This is a genomic window from Demequina oxidasica (assembly GCF_000975115.1).
In the GTDB taxonomy this organism is placed as follows: Bacteria; Actinomycetota; Actinomycetes; order Actinomycetales; family Demequinaceae; genus Demequina; species Demequina oxidasica.
The window spans coordinates 224,254-246,011 of record NZ_BBRE01000003.1; the positions used below are offsets into that span (position 1 = coordinate 224,254).

The window sequence follows — 21,758 nt, forward strand, 5'->3', positions numbered from 1 at the left end:
TTGATGAACCGGGCATGACTGGTTCACTCCAGCCTGTGGATAGCGCGCCACGCGATCCCCGCGGTGCGAGGCTCTATCAATGGACGACTCCCGGCATCTGCCCTCCCCACTCGCACTTGCTCCCACTAGCCCACGGCTTCGCGACGGTCTTGCGGTATTCGCGCTCGATGGCAACCGCGTCCGCGTAGGACTGTCCGAGCCGGTGGTGCTCGATGGCTTGACTTCCGAAGAAGCGAAGTTTGTGGCGCAACTCGAGGGAACGCTCTCCCGCAAGGTGGCGGATACGACTGCCTACCCGCACGTGGTCGACAGACTCACCCGACTCGGGCTGATGCAGACGCGCCCTCCGCGAAAGGTCACGCCACGTGGCGACTCGCACTCGAGCGTGTGCGTCATGAGTGCCGATGCGCTGGGCGCGCACATCGGCTTATGCCTTGCTCAGGCGGGAGTGAACCGCATCATTTTTGACGACGACGCGCCCCTGCCCGCCCACGACCTGCAATCGTTGACGCTCAGTCGCAGCCGAGGTGAGGCCGCCGTACGCGCGGTCAACGCTTGGGTTCCTCATTCGGCCTGCCTGGCACCCCATCCGGGGGACGCTACGGCGGGCGACGTCGTAGTCGTGGTGGCGTATGGTGCCCCGACAGTCTCGCTGGTCCACGACTTGATGGCCACCGACCGGCCACACCTGCCCGTCATGACCGACGAGTACGGCGTCACGGTGGGGCCCCTGGTGGTTCCCGGTCAAGGGCCGTGCGTCACGTGCCTGGGGATCGCGCGAACAGAGCAGGACCCCGATTGGCCGATGGTGGCGTTGCAATGCAATGGCGAGCGTAGTCCACAAGTTTCGGTGGCGGGACGCGCCATTGCCGCCGGCGTCGCGTGTGATGCGGTGATGCGGTTCCTGAAAGACGGGATCGCGGACCCGCGCCAATGGCGCGTCGACTGCGTGGAGCGAGGCGGCCGAGTAGCGGCGGGGCGGGTGGCTACCTCGCTCCGCGGCGGCCTGCTACTCAGCGAGACGGTAGTCTCCGCGCATCCCGATTGCCGATGTCACGACTCGTCAGTGCTGAGCCACGACCTCGAGAATCAAGAGTCCATACTTTTCTAACTTGGAGGCGCCGATGCCGTTGACTTGCGCAAGCTCGCGCAGGGTGCCGGGTCGCATGGTCGCGATCTGAACCAGGCTGGAGTCGACCAGAACGGTAAAGGCGGGCTTGCTGTCCGCCTTGGCGATCTCCAACCGCCAGGCCTTCAGCGACTCGAACAGCCGCAGCTGATCCACGTCGAGTTCCGCGAGCTTGGACGACGTATCTGGGCGCCTCGTGGGCGCCTGGCGGACATCGGGCCACCACTTCTCGAGGAAGCGCGTGCGCTTTCGGTGACTGCGCCCGCCCTCCTTGCGCGACATCGCATAACTCATTGTCAGGTGCTCGCGGGCACGGGTGATCGCCACGTAGAGAAGTCGGCGTTCCTCGCTCACCGCTTCCTCCGTCTCCGCCATCTTGATGGGCACCAGTCCCTCGGAGAGCCCCACGACAAACACGGCGTCCCACTCCAGGCCCTTGGCCGCGTGCATCGTGGTCAGTGTGACGCCCTCGACCGATGGGGCGTGCTGCGCGGACGCTCGGTCCACCAGGTGCTCCACGAACTCGCGCAAGGTGACCGTGTTCTCGCCCTCGACCGCGGCATCGGCCGCGAAGTCATCGGCCAGTTGCGCGAGCGCCTGCAGCGAGTCCCAGCGCTCGCGGACCGCTCCTCGGTCCGCGGGCGGCTCCTCGCTCCAACCCGCATCCATGATCGCCTCGCGCACGCGTTCCCCGAGTGGCGCGTCCGAGGCGGCGACGGCTGCGCCGCGCAGCAGCACCATGGCCTTGCGCACCTCCTCGCGATCGAAGAAGCGCTGCCCGCCACGCACCAGATAGCCGATCCCGCGCTTGCTGAGCGCATCCTCGAGATCCTCCGACTGGCTGTTGATGCGATACAGCACTGCGATCTCGCGAGTCGGCACGCCGGCCTCGATCAACGCGCCGATGGCGCTCGCGGTGCGCGTCGCCTCTTCAGCATCGTCTGCGTGCGTGATGTAGGCAACCTCGGGGCCGGAAGGTCGCTGAGCCACCAGCTCGACGCCGGTCTGTGCCGTACCTCGCTGCTTCATGAGTCCGTTGGCGAGGTTCACGACCTGCGGTGTGGACCGGTAGTCGCGCACCAGGCGCACCAGCGTCGCCTCGGGGAAGCGCTGCGGAAACTCGAGCAGATGCTGCGGGGATGCGCCGGCAAATGAGTAGATGGTCTGTGCGGGGTCGCCCACCACGCACAACTCCTCGCGTCCGCCTAGCCACTGGTCCAGCAGGAACTGCTGCAGCGCGGAAACGTCCTGGTATTCATCCACCACAAAGTGGCGATACTGACGCCGAATCTGGTCGCCCACCTCGGGATGACGGCCAATCATGTCGGAAAGCAGCAGCAGGATGTCCTCGAAGTCGAGCACCACCGCCTCCGTCTTGACATCCTCATAGGCGCGCATCACGTCGGTCACCTGCGCCGGGGTGACGCCGGCGGGAGTGGGCCTCCCGAGATCCGCGATCACCTGCGGATAGTCGGATGGGTCGACCAGCGACACCTTGGCCCACTCGATCTCGCTCGCGAGGTCGCGCACCGCAAGCCGATCAACGCTGAGGCGCGCCTGGCGTGCGGCGCGGCCTACCAACTGAGCCTTCTGCGCGACGATCTGAGGGATCTGGCCACCCACGACTTGTGGCCAGAAGTAACTCAGCTGACGCAGCGCCGCCGCGTGAAACGTGCGGGCTTGGACGCCGGTGGCGCCGAGCGCGCGCAGTCGCTGGCGCATCTCCCCCGCGGCCCGCGCGGTGAACGTCACCGCCAGCACCGTCTGCGGGTTGTACGCGTTCACGCGCACGCCATAGGCGATGCGGTGCGTGATGGCACGGGTCTTACCCGTCCCTGCTCCTGCGAGCACGCGTACGGGACCGTGCAGCGCGGTGGCGACCTCGCGCTGCTCGGGGTCTAGGGCTTCAAGGATCTCGTCGGCTGAGGACACTCACGCATTGTGTCAGGCGCGAGTGACAACTGACACCGTCTCCACAGCCTGCACAGGGGCCAGCGGTTCTGCACAGGCTCCGCCCCACCCTGCGCACGCCCGACTAGACGACCGGGCCGCCGTACCAGTCGTCCATCATGCGGCGCGCGATCGACCCCTTGGGCGCCACGATCATTGACCCGTCGGCCACGTGGGCGGCGAGTTGAGCACGCGTGACAAAGTGCGCTTCGGTGATCTCGTCGTCGTCAAGCGAGAAGTTCGGGTCGTCGACGCGCGCGGTGAACCCCACCATGATTGACGCGGGGAACGGCCAGGGCTGCGAGCCGACGTAGACGAGGTCGTGGACCTTCAGCGATGCCTCTTCGTACACCTCGCGATGCACGGCCTGCTCGAAGGACTCCCCCGGCTCGACGTAGCCCGCGAGGTGCGAGAACCGTCCGGGCGACCAATACGACGCGTGAGCCATGAGCAGGCGGTCCTCGGCGTCGGTGATCGCCACAATGATCGCGGCGTCGGTGCGCGGATAATGGTCGCGCTCGTCGTTGTCGCAACGGCGGACCCAACCACCAGTCGTCACCCGCGTCGGTTCGCCGCACTTTGCGCACCGCGGGTGATTGGTGTGCCACGTCGTGATGGCCACCGCCGTCGCGGCCAGTTCGTGCTCCCGCTCCCCCGCCTCGCCCGCGCCGGCAAACAGGTGAATCGCGTCACGCAACCCCACCATTTCCTCGCCGTCGCCCACCCAGGCGGCCGATGCCTCGGCCGGCTTGGGCGCGATCGCGTCGGCATGCTCGCGGCTGGCATTCATGCCGGTGCGGGCGGCCCATTCGTCGTCGGGAACCAACGCGACAAGGTCTTTGTCACCGTCTCGGCCCAGGTAGACCGTGAAAGCGGCGTCAGGATGATTGCCGGGCTCGCGCTCCACGAGGCGACCGTCGCGCACCAGCAGGGCGCCGTCACGCACCACGATGGCGTGGCACGTGGCAGGGTCGATCTTGTTGCGGAGCTGCGCCGAGCGATCGATGCGTAGCGGGTCCATGAGCGGGTGTTGTGAGGGCACACCCTCACGCTACGCCACCGCGCGCAAGCAACCCCGCAGCGCCGCCGCGCGAACACCTCGGCATACAGGCGGCGTGGACTGTGGCATTTGGTGCCAAATGGCCTTACCGTGAGCACGTGCCACGTTCACCGCTCGCGCTCGCCGCTTTGGCCTCCGTTGCCGTGCCCGGACTCGATGTCTACGACGTCCTCCGTAGCCCGCACTCCGACAGCGATTTTGACGTGGTGATCGTGAAGGACGCGACGGGCAAGCGCTGGGTGGTGCGAGCTCCTAAGCGGGCGACTGCCGGCGCTGCTCTCGAGGCGGAGAAGGGGCTGCTCATCGCGCTCGCTCGCGCTAAGGATGCCGGCCTCGTCGACTTTGACGTGCCGCAGCCCACGGGAGCAGCTCCCCTGACCGAGGGCGGCCGCGCGGTGGTCTACACCGAGGTCCCGGGCGCTCCCCTCGTACTCGCCAGCCTTCAGCCCGGCCCTGGGCTCACCGCCGCACTGGGCAAGACAATCGCCCAGATTCACGAATTACCCACCTCTTTGGTCGAGGACCAAGGGCTGGCCGCATACAGCGCGGAGAGCTACCGCGAGCGCCGCCTGGCGGAGCTCGATGCGGGAGTCCAGACCGGCAAGGTGCCGCCACGCCTCGCTGACCGCTGGGAGCGTCAGTTAGAGAACGTCTCGTGGTGGCGCTTCGAGACCACCGTGGTGCACGGCGACATGGGCGAGCATCAGCTAATGGTCTCCGACGGTCACGTGAGCGGCGTCGTCGACTGGATGGACGCTCGGGTTGCAGACCCGGCGGACGATCTGGCGTGGCTCGTCGCATCGGCACCATCGGATGTACTCGACACCATTACCGAGTCGTACACCGCGGCGCGACGTGAGGTGCGCGACCCGCATCTACTTGACCGGGCCCGCCTCGCCTCCGAAATGGCGCTGCTGCGTTGGCTCATGTATGGAGTTCGTACCGAGAACTCGGACGTGGTGAGCGACGGCGTGGGCATGCTCCTGGACCTCGAGGCGCTGCTCTTCGACGACGAGGACTAGCCCTCGCTACTGAGGCGTGACCTCTCCCTCTCCGCGTAGCAACGCGATGATTTGGTCCTCGTCCAGGAGTCGCTCAGGGGTCACCGTCTGGTCCGCACCGACGTAGTAGAACGCGGCGTCCACGTCTTCCAGCGGGATCTGCTTCCAGCGCGACCACGCTAATCGGTACACCGCGAGTTGCACCTCGCGCGCCTCCTGCTCCGCCGCGTCACGAGTGGGGGAGCCTGACTTCCAGTCCACCACCGTGACCTTGTGAAGCCCGCCTCCTGGCTGGAAGACGGCGTCGATGCGGGAGCGGACGGTGACGTTCCCGAGTGGGATCTCTACGTCCACCTCAATGTCGGACGGCGAACGGCTGGCCCACGGCGAAGCAAGGAAAGTCGCCTTGAGTCGTTCGAGGTCCATTTCCGGGGTGACATCGTCCCACTCGTCAGCCTCGAACAAGGGCACGTGGCCGTACTGCGTTTCGATCCATGCGTGCATCGCACTACCGCGCTGAGCCGCATCGGTGGGAGGCGCCGGGACGGGCCTTCGCAATTGCACCGCGAAGGCCTCCCTGTCGCGGCGCATCGCCACCAGCGCGGACGTGGAGAGGTGGGCGGGCGTCTGCACGGTCTCGACGCGGTTACGGCGGGCGTCACGCTCGGCCAGCATCGCGGCAATCTCAGTCGCCAGGGGCAACGCCTCGTCCCACGGCCGAGATGCCGAGCCCGGCTCGCTCATCTGTCCGGCAACCTCGGCGGCGAGTTCCCGACGGCGCACCTGTACCTCAGTCGCAGGAGTGGGCCAAGGCGCGCGCACCACCGCTGCATCCTCCGCTGGCGAGTCCGGATCGGGTGCCTCTGCCCAGTCCTGGTCGGAGACCAGCCCCGCGGCGACAAGTTCCTTCACAAAGACGGCTGGCTCACGCACCGTGGTGCCGCCCGTGCGCCACGACCCAGTGATGAAGGCGTGCGCCCGTGCGCGGGTGATCGCGACGTAGAACAGTCGCCGCTCCTCGTCAAGGCGATGCTTACCCGCATCCTGCTTGAAATCCTCGATGGAGGTGTTCAGGGTCTTGTGATCGACGGCGTCGCGCCAGAACCACTCGGGCAGGTTGTCCCTGTCCATGCGCAACTCCCAAGGCAGCTCGCCAGTTCCGGAGAGCCACGCGGAATCCTTGTAATACGGGGTGGACTTTGACGGTGTCCCCACGGAGGGGAACTGGCCGTCGTTGAGCCCCGGCACGGCGACAACGTCCCACTCGAGCCCCTTGGAGGAGTGCACTGTGAGAATCTGAACAGTCCCAGGCTCGGGGTTCTTTACGGGGGTAGCGAGCCCACCTTCCTCACTACGAGCCACGTCGAGCCACGCCAGGAAGGCGCCGAGCGTGGTCCGCTCCGACCCCACCGAGAACGAACGCGCAGCCTCAACGAAGGCGTCCATGTTGCGTTGCGCGCGGCCGTCCGGACGCGCCACCGCCGACTCGATGTCTAATGCCCAGGCTCGCTCGGCAAATACGATGAGTTCGGTGAGCCCCAGGTACGTATGGGTGCGCACTAGATCGACGACCCGTTGCAGCACCGTCAGGCGTGACCTAGCCTCGTTACTGAGCGAGCGCTCCTCAAAAGATTCCCACGCAGGGTCGGGCAACTCCGCGAGCGCATCGACAATGGATGGCTCGCCCTCTCGGACTGCTCGTGCACCGGCGAGCTGACGCGACCAGTCCCCCAACGCCATCACATCGCGTGGGCCTAGGTTCACACGCTCTGAGGTCAGCAAACGCATCAGCGAGTCGCCCCTGGACGGGTCGTGGGCAACCTCCAGCAGCGCCACCACGTCCGTCACCTCTGGGGTGTCGAGCAGTCCACCGAGACCGACGACCTCGTACTCAATCCCTGCGGCCTCGAACGCATCGACGAGGGGGGCGAACTGCGCCTTACGACGGCACAGCACCGCTGCGGTGACCTCCTCAATCGCCACGCCGGCCATCTCGGCACACTGCGCCCGTCGCTCGATCAGGAAGCGAGCCACTCCGGCGGCTTCCGACAATGCATCGTCATAGACCACCGACTCAACCCCGGGTGCGGGGCGCTGCACGGGCGCCACCCCCAAGAACTGAGATTTCGAGACGAGGGGCTCGACGTGCACCGCGGACTCCTCACGCAGCGGTGCGGCCGCCGCATTTGCCGCGGCCAGGATGGTGGCCTCGTTGCGCCACGACACCGACAGGGTTTGCTGACGCACGCGATCGTCGCCGCCAAACTTGCGGACAAAGTCCTTGAGCGCCGCCGCCGATGCGCCGCGGAATCCATAGATGGCCTGGTTGGGGTCGCCCACCGCCATCACGGGATGATTGGCGCCGAACATTGTCGCGAACAGCTCGAGCTGGGCAGGCGACGTGTCTTGGAACTCGTCGAGCAACACCACCCGGTAGCGGCTGCGCTCGATCGCCTGGACTGCGGGGAGCTCCGCGAGTTGGACCGCCGTCGCGACCTGATCCGAGTAGTCGAGGTAGCCGCCCACTCGCTTGCGGTGCTGATACTCCTCGACGAGGTCCGCGAGCGCGATGAGCGAACGCAACTTACCCACCTGCCCACCGAGCGCCTTCGTGAAGACTCCCGGAAGGTCATCATCCATCTTCTTAGGAAGCATCTCCATGTCCGCCAGCGCACCTTGCGCCCACCTGCGCAACTGCGCTGGGGTCACCTGGTGATCGCGCATTTGGCCGCTGAGCCGGGGAATGGCCGAGACCACAGAACTTACCGCCGCATCGGTCTCAAGGGTGGCGGTCCAGCCATCCACGATCGAGACTGCAAGCTGCCACAGCGCGGCGTCCGTCAGCACGGTTGACTCCGGGTCGACGCCGATGCGTAGCCCGTGCTCTGCCGCCAACCGAGCGGCGTAGCCGTTGTACGTCGCGACCGACGGCGCGGGGCGCGCGGCATCCGTGCCAAAAATCTTGTCGAGGTGGAGCTGAGAGCGCTCGGCGATTTCCGCGGCGGCCTTGCGCGTGAAGGTCAGGCACAGGATCTCGTCCGGAGCGATGTCACGACCCAGCAGTTCGCGCCCGTGATCTACGAGGTAGGCGATGCGCAGCGACAGCGTCTCGGTCTTTCCGGAGCCCGCACCGGCAACCACGAGCATCGGAGCCAGGTCCGCACCGATGATCGCCTGCTGCTCGGGAGTAGGCGGCTTGCCTACACTGATGAGGTCGGCCAACTCGCCAACCCCGCGGCCAAGCCCCTCCACTGTGCCGGTGGCGCTCGAGACAACGCCGTCGCCCAAGGAGTCCTCGCTCATAGTTCGCTTACCTGCTTTCCGGTGGGGCGCGCGGGGCATGATCGCCGCACAGGGCAGTGATCACACATTGAGTTGGTGGTCGCATCGAACGACGCCCCCGTCATGATGTGCACGACCGTGTCGAGCCGAGCTCGGGTCGCGGCGTCGTCGACGGCCGGTTGAATCAACTCATTGACGGACACTCGGCTCGCGTCGCCCACAAAGACCAGAGACGCGTCGCGCGCCTCGGAGACGCCCTCGAACGCGCCGTGGTTGGCCGCGAGTTGGTACATCGCGAGCTGCCCGTGGTCGACGACCTCTCCCTTGGGAATGGCAGTGCCGGTCTTGAGGTCAACGATGCGAGCCTTCCCATCGCTGATCTCCACTCGGTCGGCCTGGCCTGCCAGACGCGCCCGGCCGAGCGTCACCGCAAAATCTTTCTCCACAAAAAGCTCGTGCGGAACCGAGCCCACAATGTATGCCGCGAGTTTTTTAATCATCGCGCGAGCTCTCTGATAGTCGACGCGCTGCGCCCACGTTTCCAGCCCGCCCACATCGGGCCACCGCCGCTCAAACTCAGCGAACAGTTCCGTCTCCGTGCCCGAGGGTAGTGCCGCTGCAATCTCGTGAATGAGAGTGCCGAGGTCTTGCGCCTGGGTGCTTTCCTTGCTTCCGCCAGCGCTCTCGAGGGCCCACTTCAGCGCGCAACGCTCGACGGCGTCCACGCGCGACGGAGATACCCGCACCACGGCATCGTCATCCCAGAAGGGGAGGTCCGTAGATGGCTCGGGGACGCCATTCCAGCGCGCGGGGTGCGCGCCGGGAAGGTCGAGGAGCGCAAGGTTGGCGAGCATGCGCGCATAGGCGATCCTGTCATCAGCCGATGCCGCCTGGGCCTCCGTGCGCAGCGTCGCGACCGCCGCGCGCAGGTCCGCGACGCGCCCCAGTTCTGTGGCGTCGATCCTCTTGACGCCCGTGGCCTCCTCGATGATCGACACGAATCTCGACGGTCGAGATTCGTCTCCCTCGAGGCACGCGACCACTAGGCGCTGCCGTGCGCGCGAGACAGCCACCAATAGCGCGCGGGTCTCGTCGTCAAGCACGGCCTTGCGCGCGGAGTGCGCCGCCACGACCCTACTCTCCGCGGTCAGCGGGATCGCGTCAGCTCGCCCCGCCACGATGTCAGCGAAGTGTGCGGCGCCCAGCACTGAGTCGCGCAGCTTCAAGTTGGGCCACACTCCCTCGTCGAGGCCAGCCACCACCACCACGTCCCACTCCCGACCGGCGGCCGAGGCTGGGGTGGCGAAGGACACCACGTCCACTCCCACGGCACGCGCGCCGAGTGAGTCCGCGGCGAAGTCTTGCGCCTCCAGGTACTCGAGGAACTGTCCGATGCGCGCTTCGGGCATGCGCTCGGAGAATGTCTGCGCGGCGCGCATCAGCGCGATGACCGCGTCCAGGTCAGCGTCGTCCCGGGAGGAGCCCGCGAGAGCGGCGTCTCGCCACGCGTCGGACACTCCCAAGGAATCCCATACGGCCCACAGCACTCCACCCGGGGTCGCTCGTGGCGCTGAGGCCGCCGCGCGCCCCACCTCGACCGCCAGCGCAGCAATCCGTGCCCTGCGTGCCTCAGGCTCACCGAGCGCACTCAACAACTCCGGCGATTCAAGTGCGGCGATGACGAGTTCCGCACCTGTGGCAACGCCACCCTCCTCGCGGTTGGCCCGCACAAGTGCTCGCCGTAAGCGCCTGATCCCGATGGCGTCGAGTCCAATTAAACGTGAGCCCAGTAGCTCGAGCGCAGTGTCCTCTGTCCACTCCTCGCCCAACGCCAACCGAACAACGCTGAGGAGTGCCGCGACGGCGGGCTCGCGATGCAGTGCCAGCGCATCGCCAACCGTCTCGCACGGAATATCCGCCGCGATAAGGTCGGATCGCAGTTCGCGCAACTGAGCGCCTGAGCGGGCAATCACCACCATTTGCCCCCACGGTGAGGAGTCGCCGTCAAAGCCGTGGCGCGCTCGCCTGAGCTGCGCGGCAATGGCCCGCGACTGCGAGTACCGGTGCGGCGCCACCATCACGCGAACGCGCGACTCGACGTCGTCAGCTGACTCCCCTGAGTCCGTTTCGGCGCTGTCATTCTCGTCGCCGCCAGCACCGTCAGGGTGGATGTCGGCGCTGCTCTGGGGCGCGTCCGCCGGGTTCCGCTCAGGCCCGGGCATCATGCGGATCGCGGAGCCCGCGGGCATACCGATCCGGTCTGCCACGCGCTGAGTGAGCGCGGCGAGGGCGGGGTGCTGGCGATACTGCTCGGTCAGCGTGAGGACCTCAGCATCGAATCCGCCCTCACCCAACGGACGCGCCGCGGCGCCCAGAGCACCTGGCATCGCGCCTCGGTAGCCCTGCACCGACTCGTCCGAGTTTCCGAGCACCGCGATGCGGGCTCCGTTCGCCGCCGCCACCTGCAACAACCTTCCGGTGGCGGATGTCGCGTCGTGGAAGTCGTCCACGATCACCAGATCCCACCCCGGACGGGGCCCGTCGAGAACCTCGTCCCATTGCTCCAGTACATCGGCCGCGTAGGAGACGACGGCAGCGGGGTCGTACCTCGCACCTTGATCGCCAGGAGAGCCTCGCAGCGCCATCACGTTGTCGTACTCCTCGTAGACCTGCGCGGCCGCCAGCCATTCAGGTCGCTGCGTCAGTCTGGCCAGCTCGGCCATGTCCCCCGGGCCTAGGCCCGACTCAGCCGCGCGCATCAGTAAATTCCGCAGCTCCTCGCGAAATCCCGCGAGCGCCGTCGCCTCTAACGGAACGGCGCTTGCCCAATCCACGCGGGCCCCCTCACCTGCCGCGTGGCCCGCGAGCAACTCGCGCAGAATGACGTCTTGTTCCGCGCCGGTGACCAGCGCGGGCGGTGGCATCTCGTCGACGCGGGCGCGCGCCGCGAGCAACGCGTATGCGGCAGAGGCCGCGGTACGCACCACAGGTGACCCTGTGGGCCGGCCCATAGCCGCGGAGACGCGGTCGCGAAGAAGCGCTGCTGCGACACGGGTGGGAGCGATCACCAGCACTCGCTCGGGAGCCAGGCCGGCCGCCACGGCGCGCGCCGCCCCCGCGACTGCGACCGCAGTCTTACCCGAGCCGGGAACACCCACGATGGCGAGATTGCCTGTGCCGGCCGCCACGGCATCGGCCGCACGAGTTTGTGCCGCGTCGAGTGGTGGCTCGACGGCGCGGGCGAGCGGGGCGACAAGCGCTAGAGACGGCATGTGCCTATTCCACCAGAGACCACTGACGCGTCCAGAATCCCCGTCGGCCAGCCGCTACGAGGAAGGGCTTGGAGCTGGCGAGGGGTCGTCAGCGGGTACTGCAGAGTCCGGGAACGCCCATGGGTTGGTAGTGCAGTCCTCCATCGGCTCTCGCTGGTCCGCCATGACGAGGGCAGAACCGCGTACACACTCGCCCTCCGCCTCACCAAGGATGTGGCCCGTGTCGTGTGTGATGAGGAAATCGCGCGCTCCGACGATGTCGTCGCCATAGCCTGGCAGTCCCGCGATCCAGTCGTACTGGCTGATCGCCGCGGTACCCCGGTCCGCACAGGTGGCATCCGCAGTCGGCGTCGAGTCCTCCCCGTTATCCGTCGTGGGCTCTCGAGTAGCCGATGCTCCCTGCCCCGTGGCGTGAGGGTTCGGGCACAACGCCGCGGCCGTATAGGGACTCGCCATCACGATACGCACGTCGGGCACGCCCTGCGTCAAGACGAATTGCATGCGGTCCCCACTGCCCCAGCCGCGGGGGTCGTTGAGGATGTTCATGACGTATGTCCCAAACTTTGCCGCATCGATGTCGATGCCATCCTCGACATCGATGCGTACCAGGCGCACAGGAATGCCGTTATCCGGCACTGGATCCTCACCAGGTGCGGCCGTGAACGTTTCCTCACCGTGCAGGGTGTAATCCAGCGAGAACACCCCTGCGTCATAGTCGTCCTCAGTCAACTCACGGTCGATGGGCTCGAGCGGAGGGACGGACACCTCGACAGACGGCGAGGGTGTAGGGGTCGGGGTGGGCGATGGCGAGGTCTCATTGGCCGCTCGGTACATACCCGGAATCTTGCTGGTACCCCACCCGGTGGCAATGCCTGCTCCGAACGCGAGGGCCACCACGACCGCGGTGATTACTGCGGTACGCCAGGAGATTCCCCTGCCCGCGAACAGGCCCTCGGAACGCCGACTCATGCCCCTACGATAGTTCGTAACACCCGTCGCAAGAACCAGTGGAGGCCAAAACGTGGAAGTTAGAATCGGCGTACAGAACGTGTCGCGAGAGATTTCGCTCGACACGGATATGACTGCAGACGCGGTCGCCAAGGCAGTAGCCGATGCAATCGCTGGCGGCACGCTCGACCTCACCGATGCGAAGGGCCGCCGCATCGTGGTGCCGTCCGCCGCAGTGGGTTACGTAGACATCGGCGAGGAAACCAAGCACCGCGTGGGCTTCGGCTCCTAGGTAGTTCTCGCACGTAAAGCCCCCTTGGTGCCACCGGCTGCCACGGGGGCTTTGCTATGCCCCAAGGCGTCTACCCGGCCAGAGTCGCGAGTCGGTCTCGCACAGCCTCCACCACGGCGCCGATGCTGGCTCCGCTGACGTCGACGGTCACCCCAGGCTCGTCCCCTGCCAGGGGTTCGAGCGTCGCGTACTGCGAATCGAGCAGGCTCGTGCCGGCAAAATGATCAGTGGCCGCGCTCCTGGCTCGCACCCGCTCCTCCAGGACGACCTGGGGCGCCGCGAGGTGGACGAACACGGCATCGGGCGCGTGGGCGATCAGGGCCTCACGGTAACTAAGGCGTAGCGCGGAGCAGGCGACCACAGCATCGGGCCGACCTCCCAGCCACGTGCCGACTATGTCGAGCCATGGCCAGCGGTCGTGGTCGCTCAGCGGCGTACCCGCTGCCATCTTGGCGACGTTGGCGGCCGGATGGAAGGCATCGGCGTCCGCGAAAGGGCTCCCCAGCGCAGTGGCTAGGGCAACTCCCACGGAGGTTTTGCCGCACCCGGTTACTCCCATCACGACCACTCTCATGTCAGCCAGCCTATGGGAACTTTCTTGGTAGATGGCCAGAGCAGGCGCAGCGGCGCGCTCTATACTCACCATCATGAAGCTGAACCGCGTCACCAGCGTTGTCTCCGCTACGTTCCTCGCGTCCGTTTTGGCGATGTCGGCGCTACCAGCGGGCGCGGTTGCTGACGACCAAATCGGCATCTACCCCACGTGGGAGATTTCCGGCAACACTGCCAACGCAACATTTTCTGCATCGACCGCGCCTGCCCCACTCTCGGCAACCTCCGACGCGTCGCGGTTCAGCCAGGCCACGGGACGATCGGCATTCCTTGGGCCTGGGACCGACTTTGGTACAGAATTTGGCTCCTCGCGACAACAGCCCTACTTAACTGTCGGCTCCGCCGCAACAGGCAACTCGACGACAACGGTGACCTTCACGGCGCCGCCAAGCCGGGAATGGGGACTCGCACTCGGGGATGTCGACTCGGAATGGGTGTTCGTCGAGGCGCTCGACGCCTCCGGCAACCCTCTCTCATCTCCCACCGATCTCACCGCGCTCGGATTTCAAGGTGTGGACAACTATTGCGCCACCTCCCCCAAGCCCACTTCTTGCGCATCAGGGGTGTCCTCTGATGAGCCGCGTTGGATCACGGCTCCCGAATCAATCACGTCGACCTGCGTCGGAGTGCCCACGACGGTGAACTACGTCGGCGGCACCTTGCGAGGTAACGTTCCCGACACGTCGGGCGCCTACGGCTGGTTTAAGCCCACGGCAAATGTTGCCCAGGTGCGACTCACATTCGGCTCCCTCTGCGGGATTCCCACTTATCAAATCTGGGTCGCCGGAAGCACGGATTCCGCTGCGATAAGTGGCACCGTTGACGTAGAAGTGGCTCCAGGGAGCGCAGCCCCGACCAGCTCCGTGCGTGCCGTCCTGCGACGCGCGAGTGGCGAACCTGTGGTCGACGCTGCCGAAGAGCCCGTTGAGTCCGTTGTCGCGTCGGACGGAAGCTACGGCTTCCGCACACCGGTAAGCGACGAGCCGCTACTCATCACCTTCGAGACTCCCGCGGGCTTCACTGCCATCGATCCCATCACCGTGGTTCCCGACGCGCCCACTGTTTCGCTCGCGGCCGTCGTCGTGCAGTACAGCGATGGAGCATCGCCGTCGCCGAGTCCGACACCCATTCCAAGCGTCACGGCTGTTCCACGACCCAGCGCAACAGCCGATTTACCAGAGCCGGCTGCGACCTCAGTTGATTCGTCCCCTGCGCCCGAGCTCGCAGAAACGGGAGTCTCCAGTGGCGGCTTATGGGCAGTGGGTGCCGTGGCAGGGCTCGCAATTGCCACGGGATCCGTGATGGTATTCCGGTCGCGCACGCGCAACTCATATACAATGGCGGGGACCCGAGGTTGACCGGTCGTCATGTGAAGCGCGGTACCGCTACAGATCAGCGATGAGCCGCTAAGAAGATGATTCGCGATCGGCTACCCGCCATGCGCGCCACAATACGCGCGCCGAATCACTAGGAATACCCATGACTGATACTCACTCGAGTATGCAAACGGCAGACCAGAGCTTTGCCGACTTCAATGTCAACCCCGCCATCGTCGAGGCGCTCGCCGATAAGGGAATCATCAACCCCTTCCCCATCCAGGCGATGACCCTTCCGGTCGCGCTGTCCGGCCACGACATCATCGGCCAGGCCAAGACCGGAACCGGTAAGACGCTGGGCTTTGGCGTCCCGCTGCTGCACCGCGCCATCTCCCCAGGCGAGGAAGGCTGGGACGAGTACGCGTCGCAGGGCAAGCCCCAAGCGCTCGTTGTCGCCCCCACCCGCGAGCTCGCCGTGCAGGTCGCCAACGACCTCGAGCAGGCGTCCTCCAAGCGCTCCACGCGCATCGTGCAGATCTACGGTGGCCGTGCGTACGAGCCTCAGATTGAGGCGCTCGTCCGCGGTGCCGAGGTCGTGGTCGGCACCCCCGGGCGCATGATCGACCTGCTCAACCAGGGCCACCTGGACCTGCGCTTCATCAAGACCGTGGTGCTGGACGAGGCCGACGAGATGCTGGACCTGGGCTTCCTGCCCGACGTCGAGCGCCTGCTCGCCGCGACTCCCGAGTCGCGTCACACGATGCTGTTCTCCGCGACGATGCCGGGCGCGGTTGTCGCCCTGGCTCGCCGCTACATGACCCAGCCCACGCACATCCGCGCCTCCGAGCCGGACGATGCCGGTGCGACCGTCAAGGCCACCAAGCAGTTCCTCTACCGTGCCCACGCAATGGACAAGGTCGAGGTGCTCGCCCGCATCCTGCAGTCCGAGGGTCGAGGCCGGTCCATCGTGTTCGCGCGCACCAAGCGCACCGCGGCCAAGGTGTCTGACGAGCTGCGTGACCGCGGCTTCGCGGCCGGCGCACTTCACGGCGACCTGGGCCAGGGCGCCCGCGAGCAGGCGCTGCGCGCGTTCCGCTCCGGCAAGATCGACATCCTGGTGGCGACCGACGTTGCCGCCCGCGGTATTGACGTTGACGACGTGACCCACGTCGTCAACTACCAGTGCCCCGAGGACGAGAAGACCTACCTACACCGCATCGGCCGTACGGGTCGCGCCGGCAAGACCGGTACCGCCGTCACGTTCGTGGACTGGGACGACCTGCCTCGCTGGGGCATGATCGACCGCACGCTCGACCTGGGCTACCCGGACCCGCAGGAGACCTACTCCAGCTCGCCTCACCTGTTCACCGACCTCGACATCCCCGAGGGCACCAAGGGGCGCCTGCCCAAGAGCCAACAGAAGCTCGATGGACTCGACGCCGAGCGTGTCGAGGACCTGGGCGAGACCGGCAAGAAGCCATCCAGCGGTGGTCGTGATGGTGGCCGCGGAGGCCGTGATGGTGGTTCACGTGGGAGCCGCGATGGTGGCTCCCGCGATGGCGGCCGCGGTGGTCGCAGCCGTTCCGGCGGCAACGGTGGAAGCAACTCCAACGGTGGCGGTCAGAGCCGTTCCGGTGGCCAACAGCGTTCGGGCGAGGGCTCGGGAGACTCCGCCGCAGCATCGGCCGGTGAGGGCGCCCCTAAGCGCAACCGCAACCGTCGTCGTCGTCGCAGCGGTGGCTCGGGCGAACAGGGCGGCCAGAGCGTGGCCCCCGTCGCATCGGAGTAACTCCTGATGGCAGTTCCCAAGGTGCTGTTGTATTACGTCTTCACCCCGCTGAGTGACCCGGACGCCGTGCGGCTTTGGCAGCGCGACCTGTGCGAGTCACTCGGCCTCGGTGGCCGCATCATCCTGTCCAAGGACGGGATGAACGGCACCGTGGGCGGGGACATCGACGCTGTCAAAAAGTACCTGCGCAAGACCCGGGAGTACCCGGCGTTCAAGAACATGGACGTCAAGTGGTCCGACGGCAACGGCGACGATTTCCCCCGGCTCAGTGTCCGTGTACGGGACGAACTGGTGAGCTTTGGCGCGCCTGGGGAACTCAAGGTCGACGCCGACGGAGTGATTGGTGGCGGCACCCACCTCTCCCCGGCGGCGCTCCACGAGCTGGTCGCCGAGCGGTCGGTCTCGTTCTTTGACGGCCGCAATGCGGTCGAGGCCCAGATCGGCCGCTTCAAGGACGCGGTAGTTCCCGACGTGGCGACCACGCGGGACTTTGTGGCCGAGCTCAACTCCGGGAAATACGACCACCTCAAGGACACACCCGTCGTCACGTACTGCACTGGTGGAATCCGCTGCGAGGTGCTCAGTTCGCTCATGATCAACCGTGGATTCTCCGAGGTCTATCAGCTGGACGGCGGCATCGCGCGCTACGGCGAGGAGTTCAAGGACTCCGGGCTGTGGGAGGGGTCGCTGTATGTGTTTGATGGCCGCGAAGCTGTCACCTTCAGCGATTCTGCGGCGATCATCTCCGCGTGCCGGTCGTGCGGGTCGCCCTCGGCCCGCCTGCAGAACTGCTGCGACTCCGCGTGCCGTGAGCAGTTCGTGATCTGCACCACGTGTGCCGCGGACCGGCACTTTTGTGCCGATCACGCGGTCGCCAGTAGCGCTTAGGTTGGCTCGCTAGCTCTCGGCGCAGTCGCGCTCGCGGGCTCGGGTCACGAGGGTGGTCACCTGACGCGCCGCGTTCTCGAGTGCGGTGGCTGCGACCTCCGGGCGCATCGCCTCCTGCAGGTCTAGGGGGCGAGTGTGGATGGGGAAAACGGCATCGAATCCGGGCATCGGCTCCCCCGGATCGACTGCTCCTGCCAGTGCGACCACCAGGGGGTTTCCGCCCTTGCGCGCGCGCTGCGCGACTCCCGCGGGGACCTTTCCCATGGAACTCTGAGCGTCGATTCGCCCCTCGCCGGTGAACACGAGGTCTGCACCGTCGAATGCCCCGGGGGCCGTTGCGTCCAGAATCCAGTCCACCCCGCTGCGGAGCGTGCCGCCTAATGTTGCGAGCCCGGCGCCGAGTCCCCCCGCCGCGCCTGCCCCTGGCATCTCAGCCACGTCTTTGCCTAACGCTGCCGACCAATGGCGCAGGCCGGTTTCCAGGCGGGCAACCATGGCAGGGTCTGCGCCCTTTTGTGCCGCGAAGGCGTGAGCCGCACCGTCCTGCCCGGTCAGCGGCGCCGTGACGTCGCTCAGCCCAAGAAGTTCGTCCACCCCGAGCGCGGGCAATTCCGCTGTGACCGCACCGCGCAGAAGCGGGTTCCCGTCAGCGGGGTTGAGTGCTGTCCCTGCGCCGTCGCGGATGGTCCCACCCAGGCCGGCGATCAGGCCTGTACCGCCGTCGGTACACCCGGTACCGCCCAGCCCAACGATGATCCGGCGCGGATGGTGCTTGTCAATCACATCGCGCATGAGGCGGCCGAGGCCAAAGGACGTGGCGACAGCCGGCGAGTCCTGAGAAGGCGCACCGGCGCCGTCATGCGGGAGCAAAGGCAGGCCCACGACTGACGCCGACTCGATGACCGCCGCGGTGCCCAACATCACATACGACGCGGTGATTGGCCGTCCCAGAAGATCCGTGGCCGCGATCTGGTGGCGCACCGCACCTGCCACACTCGCCAGAGCGTCGACGGTGCCCTCGCCTCCATCCGCGACGGCGATCACGGTGACGTGTGCCCCCGGCACTGCGGCCCTGACACCACGCGCAACGGCAGCACCGGCATCGGCGCTGCTGATCGATCCCTTAAAGGCGTCCATCGCCACGACCACGCGCGGCGACGGCCTCATTGGTCCCGTCCTTGGCTCGCTCGGCTCTCCACGTCATTCCGCAGTTCTCGCGCGCCGCCGAAGCCCATCATCCGCGCGCTTCCTTGAGCGCCGAGTAGGCCTCCGGGGTGGTCAGGTTCTCGCCCAGCCGGTTGAGCTTCCCGGTCCCGTGATAGTCGCTCGCGCCGGTGCGCACCAGCCCCAGGCGCTCGCCGATCCTCGCGAGCCGCGTGCGTTGCTCGGGCGAGTGGTCACGGTGGTCGACCTCGAGACCCACCAACCCGGCCCCGGCCATCGACTCGATGACGCTAGTGGGGACCACCCTGCCCCGCGCATCGGCGCCGGGGTGGGCGAACACGGGCACGCCACCGGCCCGGCGCATCGTCCGCACCGCCGCGGTGACTTCGGGTGCGTAGTGAGGAACGTAGTACCGCGAGTTGCCTGCCAGGATCTGCTGGAATGCAGCGTCCCGGGTGGGTACGACGCCGTGGTCTACCAGGGCATCGGCGATATGGGGGCGGCCGATGGTGACCGCGCCCCCTGACCGAGCCACGACTTGATCCCACGTCACCGGATAGTCGATCGAGATCTTCTCGACAATCTGCTGAGCGCGGTTGACGCGGGCGTTGCGGGTCTTCGCGAGCATCGCGGCAACCTCCGCATCGGCGGCATCGTGCCAGTAACTGAGGAGGTGAATGCTGATTCCTCTATGGCTGCAGCTGACCTCGATGCCTGGGACGAACTCAAGACCGAGTTCCGCCGCGCAGTCCGCCGCCTCCGCCACCCCGTCAATGGTGTCGTGGTCGGTGAGCGCTACGACGTCGAGCTCCGCACGCGCGGCCGCAGTCATTACCTGCGCCGGCGACTCGGTTCCGTCGGAGACTACCGAGTGGGTGTGGAGGTCAATACGCATGCGGCCAGCCTAGGCCCGGGGGTGCGTTGGCACACACCGGGCCATGGCTGGCCGTAGCGAGATGGCGCTTGTTGCTACTTTCCGCTCAGGTACCGACGGCGCGAGACGAGCACCAGGCCGAGCCCCACCAGAAGCAATACAGCAGTATCGGTGAGTGACCCGATCACGTCCGACGGACCCGTTCCGGAGAGTTCGGCCGACGTCGTGACAACCGTCGCGTCATCGTCCGATGCGGCCACCGGGGTAGCCGCGGTCGTCACCGCCGCGGGGTCGGGGTCGCTGTCCTCGGAGGACTCTCCCGCTCCATCTGCTTCATTAGCCTCAGCAGCAGCATCATCGGAGACTACTGGCTCCGCATCGATGGTCTCCTCGGCCGCCGGCTGCTCCTGGGCAGGTACCTCAACGGGGGTCTGACCCGTGATCTGAATGGTCGTTGTCGAGGTGACCGAGACCAAGGTGCGGCTCACAGCGGCGGCGCGCGGGTTGCCCGGGCCCAACGGAATGTAGCCGCTTAGCACCACCGTGATTGTCAGCTCGCTGTCGGAGAACAGGTCTGTTGCGGGAATCACGTAGTCCACCGAGCAATCCACCACTGCTCCTGCAGCGACGATGCCGCTGTCCGGGATGTCGCAGTCAGCAACCAGCCCTAGAGGGGCGGTGATCTCAACGGTCGCGTCGCTCAGATCGAAGAGCTGCGAGTTAGTGATCGAGAACGGCAACGTGACGACGCCCGCGGTGCGGCTGACATTCTCAGAGCCCGGAAGCGAGACTTTGGTCTGCTCGAGCACAGTGTGGAAGTCGGCCAGATCGGCACGTCGGTCGGCCACATCCTGCTTAGCCGCATTAAGGCCCTTGATGAGTTTGTTGAGAGCCTTCTTCTCCGCCTTCTTTGTCTCGATGTCGAGCTGGAGTTGGTCGAACGTACCCTGGAGGGTGTTGGCTTCTGCGACAGCATCCTGCCAAACTGCACGCGCCGTTACGAAGAGCTGCCACTTGGCTGGGACCGCAAGAGCCAGCGCGTCGTACTCTGCCTGGAGCGCGTCGAGGTCGTCGCCTGCCCCCTTGGCCTCAAGAGCCGCCACATCAAACTCTGTCTTAGCCGTGTCGTAGGCGTCCTTCTTGCCCGCGACACCGATCAGGGCACTGTTGTACGCGAGCCCCACAAAGTAGCTCCACCGTTCGGCGTCATCTGCGGCATCGTCCGCGTCGTCATAGGCATCTGAAGCGTCGTTGCGCTCTAACTTGAGTGCAGCAAGGTCGTTCGCCGCCTCAATACCGGCGGACGTGCGGCAAGAGTCCCACTTGAAGTAACTGCAAACACCCGTGGACTTCCAATTCGCGGCAGTCGAATAGAAGATCGATTGGGCTTCACTGTATTCAGCCTTCTTGCCTCCATTGCCATCCGCGCCTTCGTAAATCTCGCGGAGCCGGTCCGACTCAGCGCGTAGATCCTTGGCCTTCTGCTTGGTATCCTCATTGGCTCCAGCGAGCTCCCTGACGGTCGTCGTGTTGTCACCGTCGAAAACGAAGGCCCACAGCGTCCACTTTCCGGCGATGACGTCGTGGACGCGCGCGCTGTACGCCGCGTCGGCAGCCTCATAGGCAGGCGTGACCCGCTCGAGTTCCTCGTCAGCGGTCTGGTTGCGCTGCTTCGCGTCTTCAAGGTGAGACTCGGCCTGTCCGAGACGTCCCTTCGTGTCAGCCCAGTCGCTCTTCAGCCCGCTCTTGGCAACCCTCTTCGCTTCGGCGTCGTCGATCGCATCTGCGAGAGGCCCCGACTGCTTCTTCGACGCCTTGTTGAGAGCCTTCAGATCCTTCTTAGCGACATTGAACTGCGCGACAAGATCGCCATATGCAGCGTCAAACGCGTCGGCGTGAGTGGTGACGCCATCCCAGTCCCCGTCAATGTACGACTGGTTGGTGGAATTAGCGGTGGCCTGGGCCGTCAAGGCCAAGTCCGCGGGAGTCGGCTCAGCGGTTGCGGTAGCGGCTGGCGCAATGGCCAATCCCGCCAGGGTAAGGGTGAGCGCGGCCGCAATGGGCACGCGCAGGCCAAAGTTTGGCATGCGAAGGTCTTCTCTCAGTAGAAGCAAATATGGATGGTGATGACAACGGGTGGATACACACAGCCATAAGCCCTACGTACCCTCAGCAAAACAA

General features: G+C 66.3%; 15 protein-coding genes. 6 read left to right on the forward strand and 9 right to left on the reverse strand.

What is annotated here, in order from left to right; translation table 11 throughout:
• Window positions 1–79 precede the first annotated feature (79 nt).
• Window positions 80–1,111, forward strand: coding sequence for a hypothetical protein (locus tag AOP77_RS09935; protein WP_062213112.1), 1,032 nt, complete (start codon window positions 80–82; stop codon window positions 1,109–1,111).
• Here AOP77_RS09935 and AOP77_RS09940 read toward each other — a convergent pair.
• Together AOP77_RS09940 and nudC are read right to left on the reverse strand one after the other, a co-directional pair.
• Window positions 1,064–3,061, reverse strand: a complete 1,998-nt coding sequence (locus tag AOP77_RS09940) for an ATP-dependent helicase (RefSeq protein WP_062213115.1) — start codon at window positions 3,059–3,061, stop codon at window positions 1,064–1,066. The genes AOP77_RS09935 and AOP77_RS09940 overlap by 48 nt on opposite strands.
• A 103-nt stretch (window positions 3,062–3,164) precedes the next feature.
• Entirely contained in the window at window positions 3,165–4,121 is a 957-nt protein-coding gene (gene nudC, locus AOP77_RS09945) for an NAD(+) diphosphatase (protein WP_152649857.1), read from the reverse strand.
• A gap of 116 nt (window positions 4,122–4,237) precedes the next feature.
• On the opposite strand from nudC, the gene AOP77_RS09950 reads away from it, so the two are divergent.
• Window positions 4,238–5,161: a macrolide 2'-phosphotransferase gene (locus AOP77_RS09950; protein ID WP_062213478.1), complete on the forward strand. Its 924-nt coding sequence runs from the start codon at window positions 4,238–4,240 to the stop codon at window positions 5,159–5,161.
• Between the two features lie 6 nt (window positions 5,162–5,167).
• Here the strand turns inward: AOP77_RS09950 and AOP77_RS09955 are convergent, their stop codons facing one another.
• The 3 genes from AOP77_RS09955 to AOP77_RS09965 are packed head-to-tail and all read right to left on the reverse strand — an operon-like array spanning window position 5,168 to window position 12,663.
• On the reverse strand, window positions 5,168–8,443 hold the full coding sequence (locus AOP77_RS09955) for an ATP-dependent helicase (RefSeq protein ID WP_062213121.1): 3,276 nt from the start codon (window positions 8,441–8,443) through the stop codon (window positions 5,168–5,170).
• The gene (locus tag AOP77_RS09960) at window positions 8,440–11,694 is read right to left on the reverse strand and encodes a UrvD/REP family ATP-dependent DNA helicase (RefSeq protein ID WP_062213124.1); all 3,255 of its coding nucleotides are present in this window, start codon (window positions 11,692–11,694) and stop codon (window positions 8,440–8,442) included. Before AOP77_RS09960 ends, AOP77_RS09955 begins: the two co-directional genes overlap by 4 nt.
• A 54-nt stretch (window positions 11,695–11,748) precedes the next feature.
• Entirely contained in the window at window positions 11,749–12,663 is a 915-nt protein-coding gene (locus AOP77_RS09965; RefSeq protein ID WP_062213126.1) for a DUF3152 domain-containing protein, read from the reverse strand.
• 52 nt (window positions 12,664–12,715) lie between these two features.
• Here AOP77_RS09965 and AOP77_RS09970 point away from each other — a divergent pair, with 52 nt between their 5' ends.
• Window positions 12,716–12,934, forward strand: coding sequence for a DUF3107 domain-containing protein (locus tag AOP77_RS09970; RefSeq protein WP_061962824.1), 219 nt, complete (start codon window positions 12,716–12,718; stop codon window positions 12,932–12,934).
• 70 nt (window positions 12,935–13,004) lie between these two features.
• Here AOP77_RS09970 and AOP77_RS09975 read toward each other — a convergent pair whose 3' ends face one another.
• Window positions 13,005–13,508 (reverse strand): gluconokinase, encoded by a 504-nt coding sequence (locus AOP77_RS09975; RefSeq protein WP_062213480.1) that lies wholly within the window; start codon window positions 13,506–13,508, stop codon window positions 13,005–13,007.
• 73 nt (window positions 13,509–13,581) lie between these two features.
• Between AOP77_RS09975 and AOP77_RS09980 the strand changes: the two genes are divergently transcribed.
• The 3 genes from AOP77_RS09980 (at window position 13,582) to trhO (ending at window position 17,539) form a co-directional block, all read left to right on the forward strand.
• Window positions 13,582–14,904 (forward strand): hypothetical protein, encoded by a 1,323-nt coding sequence (locus AOP77_RS09980; protein WP_062213128.1) that lies wholly within the window; start codon window positions 13,582–13,584, stop codon window positions 14,902–14,904.
• A 121-nt stretch (window positions 14,905–15,025) separates the two neighbouring features.
• The gene (locus tag AOP77_RS09985; protein WP_062213132.1) at window positions 15,026–16,651 is read left to right on the forward strand and encodes a DEAD/DEAH box helicase; all 1,626 of its coding nucleotides are present in this window, start codon (window positions 15,026–15,028) and stop codon (window positions 16,649–16,651) included.
• Window positions 16,652–16,657: 6 nt separating this feature from the next.
• On the forward strand, window positions 16,658–17,539 hold the full coding sequence (gene trhO / locus AOP77_RS09990) for an oxygen-dependent tRNA uridine(34) hydroxylase TrhO (RefSeq protein WP_062213135.1): 882 nt from the start codon (window positions 16,658–16,660) through the stop codon (window positions 17,537–17,539).
• Window positions 17,540–17,548: 9 nt separating this feature from the next.
• Here the strand turns inward: trhO and AOP77_RS09995 are convergent, their stop codons facing one another.
• From AOP77_RS09995 to AOP77_RS10005, 3 genes are all read right to left on the reverse strand, one after another.
• Window positions 17,549–18,706, reverse strand: a complete 1,158-nt coding sequence (locus AOP77_RS09995; RefSeq protein ID WP_084622531.1) for a glycerate kinase family protein — start codon at window positions 18,704–18,706, stop codon at window positions 17,549–17,551.
• 67 nt (window positions 18,707–18,773) lie between these two features.
• Complete coding sequence (locus AOP77_RS10000) at window positions 18,774–19,598, reverse strand: PHP domain-containing protein (RefSeq protein WP_062213143.1); 825 nt, start codon at window positions 19,596–19,598, stop codon at window positions 18,774–18,776.
• A gap of 74 nt (window positions 19,599–19,672) precedes the next feature.
• Window positions 19,673–21,664, reverse strand: a complete 1,992-nt coding sequence (locus AOP77_RS10005) for a hypothetical protein (protein WP_062213146.1) — start codon at window positions 21,662–21,664, stop codon at window positions 19,673–19,675.
• Between the last annotated feature and the right edge of the window lie 94 nt (window positions 21,665–21,758).

What these genes read in the sequence shown, in the direction of transcription:
- AOP77_RS09935 (WP_062213112.1), top strand. Translation starts at nt 80, where the DNA reads ATGGACGACTCCCGGCATCTGCCCTCCCCACTCGCACTTGCTCCCACT.
- AOP77_RS09955 (WP_062213121.1), bottom strand. Translation starts at nt 8,443, where the DNA reads ATGAGCGAGGACTCCTTGGGCGACGGCGTTGTCTCGAGCGCCACCGGC.
- AOP77_RS09960 (WP_062213124.1), bottom strand. Translation starts at nt 11,694, where the DNA reads ATGCCGTCTCTAGCGCTTGTCGCCCCGCTCGCCCGCGCCGTCGAGCCA.
- AOP77_RS09965 (WP_062213126.1), bottom strand. Translation starts at nt 12,663, where the DNA reads ATGAGTCGGCGTTCCGAGGGCCTGTTCGCGGGCAGGGGAATCTCCTGG.
- AOP77_RS09975 (WP_062213480.1), bottom strand. Translation starts at nt 13,508, where the DNA reads ATGAGAGTGGTCGTGATGGGAGTAACCGGGTGCGGCAAAACCTCCGTG.
- AOP77_RS09980 (WP_062213128.1), top strand. Translation starts at nt 13,582, where the DNA reads ATGAAGCTGAACCGCGTCACCAGCGTTGTCTCCGCTACGTTCCTCGCG.
- AOP77_RS09985 (WP_062213132.1), top strand. Translation starts at nt 15,026, where the DNA reads ATGACTGATACTCACTCGAGTATGCAAACGGCAGACCAGAGCTTTGCC.
- trhO (WP_062213135.1), top strand. Translation starts at nt 16,658, where the DNA reads ATGGCAGTTCCCAAGGTGCTGTTGTATTACGTCTTCACCCCGCTGAGT.
- AOP77_RS09995 (WP_084622531.1), bottom strand. Translation starts at nt 18,706, where the DNA reads ATGAGGCCGTCGCCGCGCGTGGTCGTGGCGATGGACGCCTTTAAGGGA.
- AOP77_RS10000 (WP_062213143.1), bottom strand. Translation starts at nt 19,598, where the DNA reads ATGCGTATTGACCTCCACACCCACTCGGTAGTCTCCGACGGAACCGAG.
- AOP77_RS10005 (WP_062213146.1), bottom strand. Translation starts at nt 21,664, where the DNA reads ATGCCAAACTTTGGCCTGCGCGTGCCCATTGCGGCCGCGCTCACCCTT.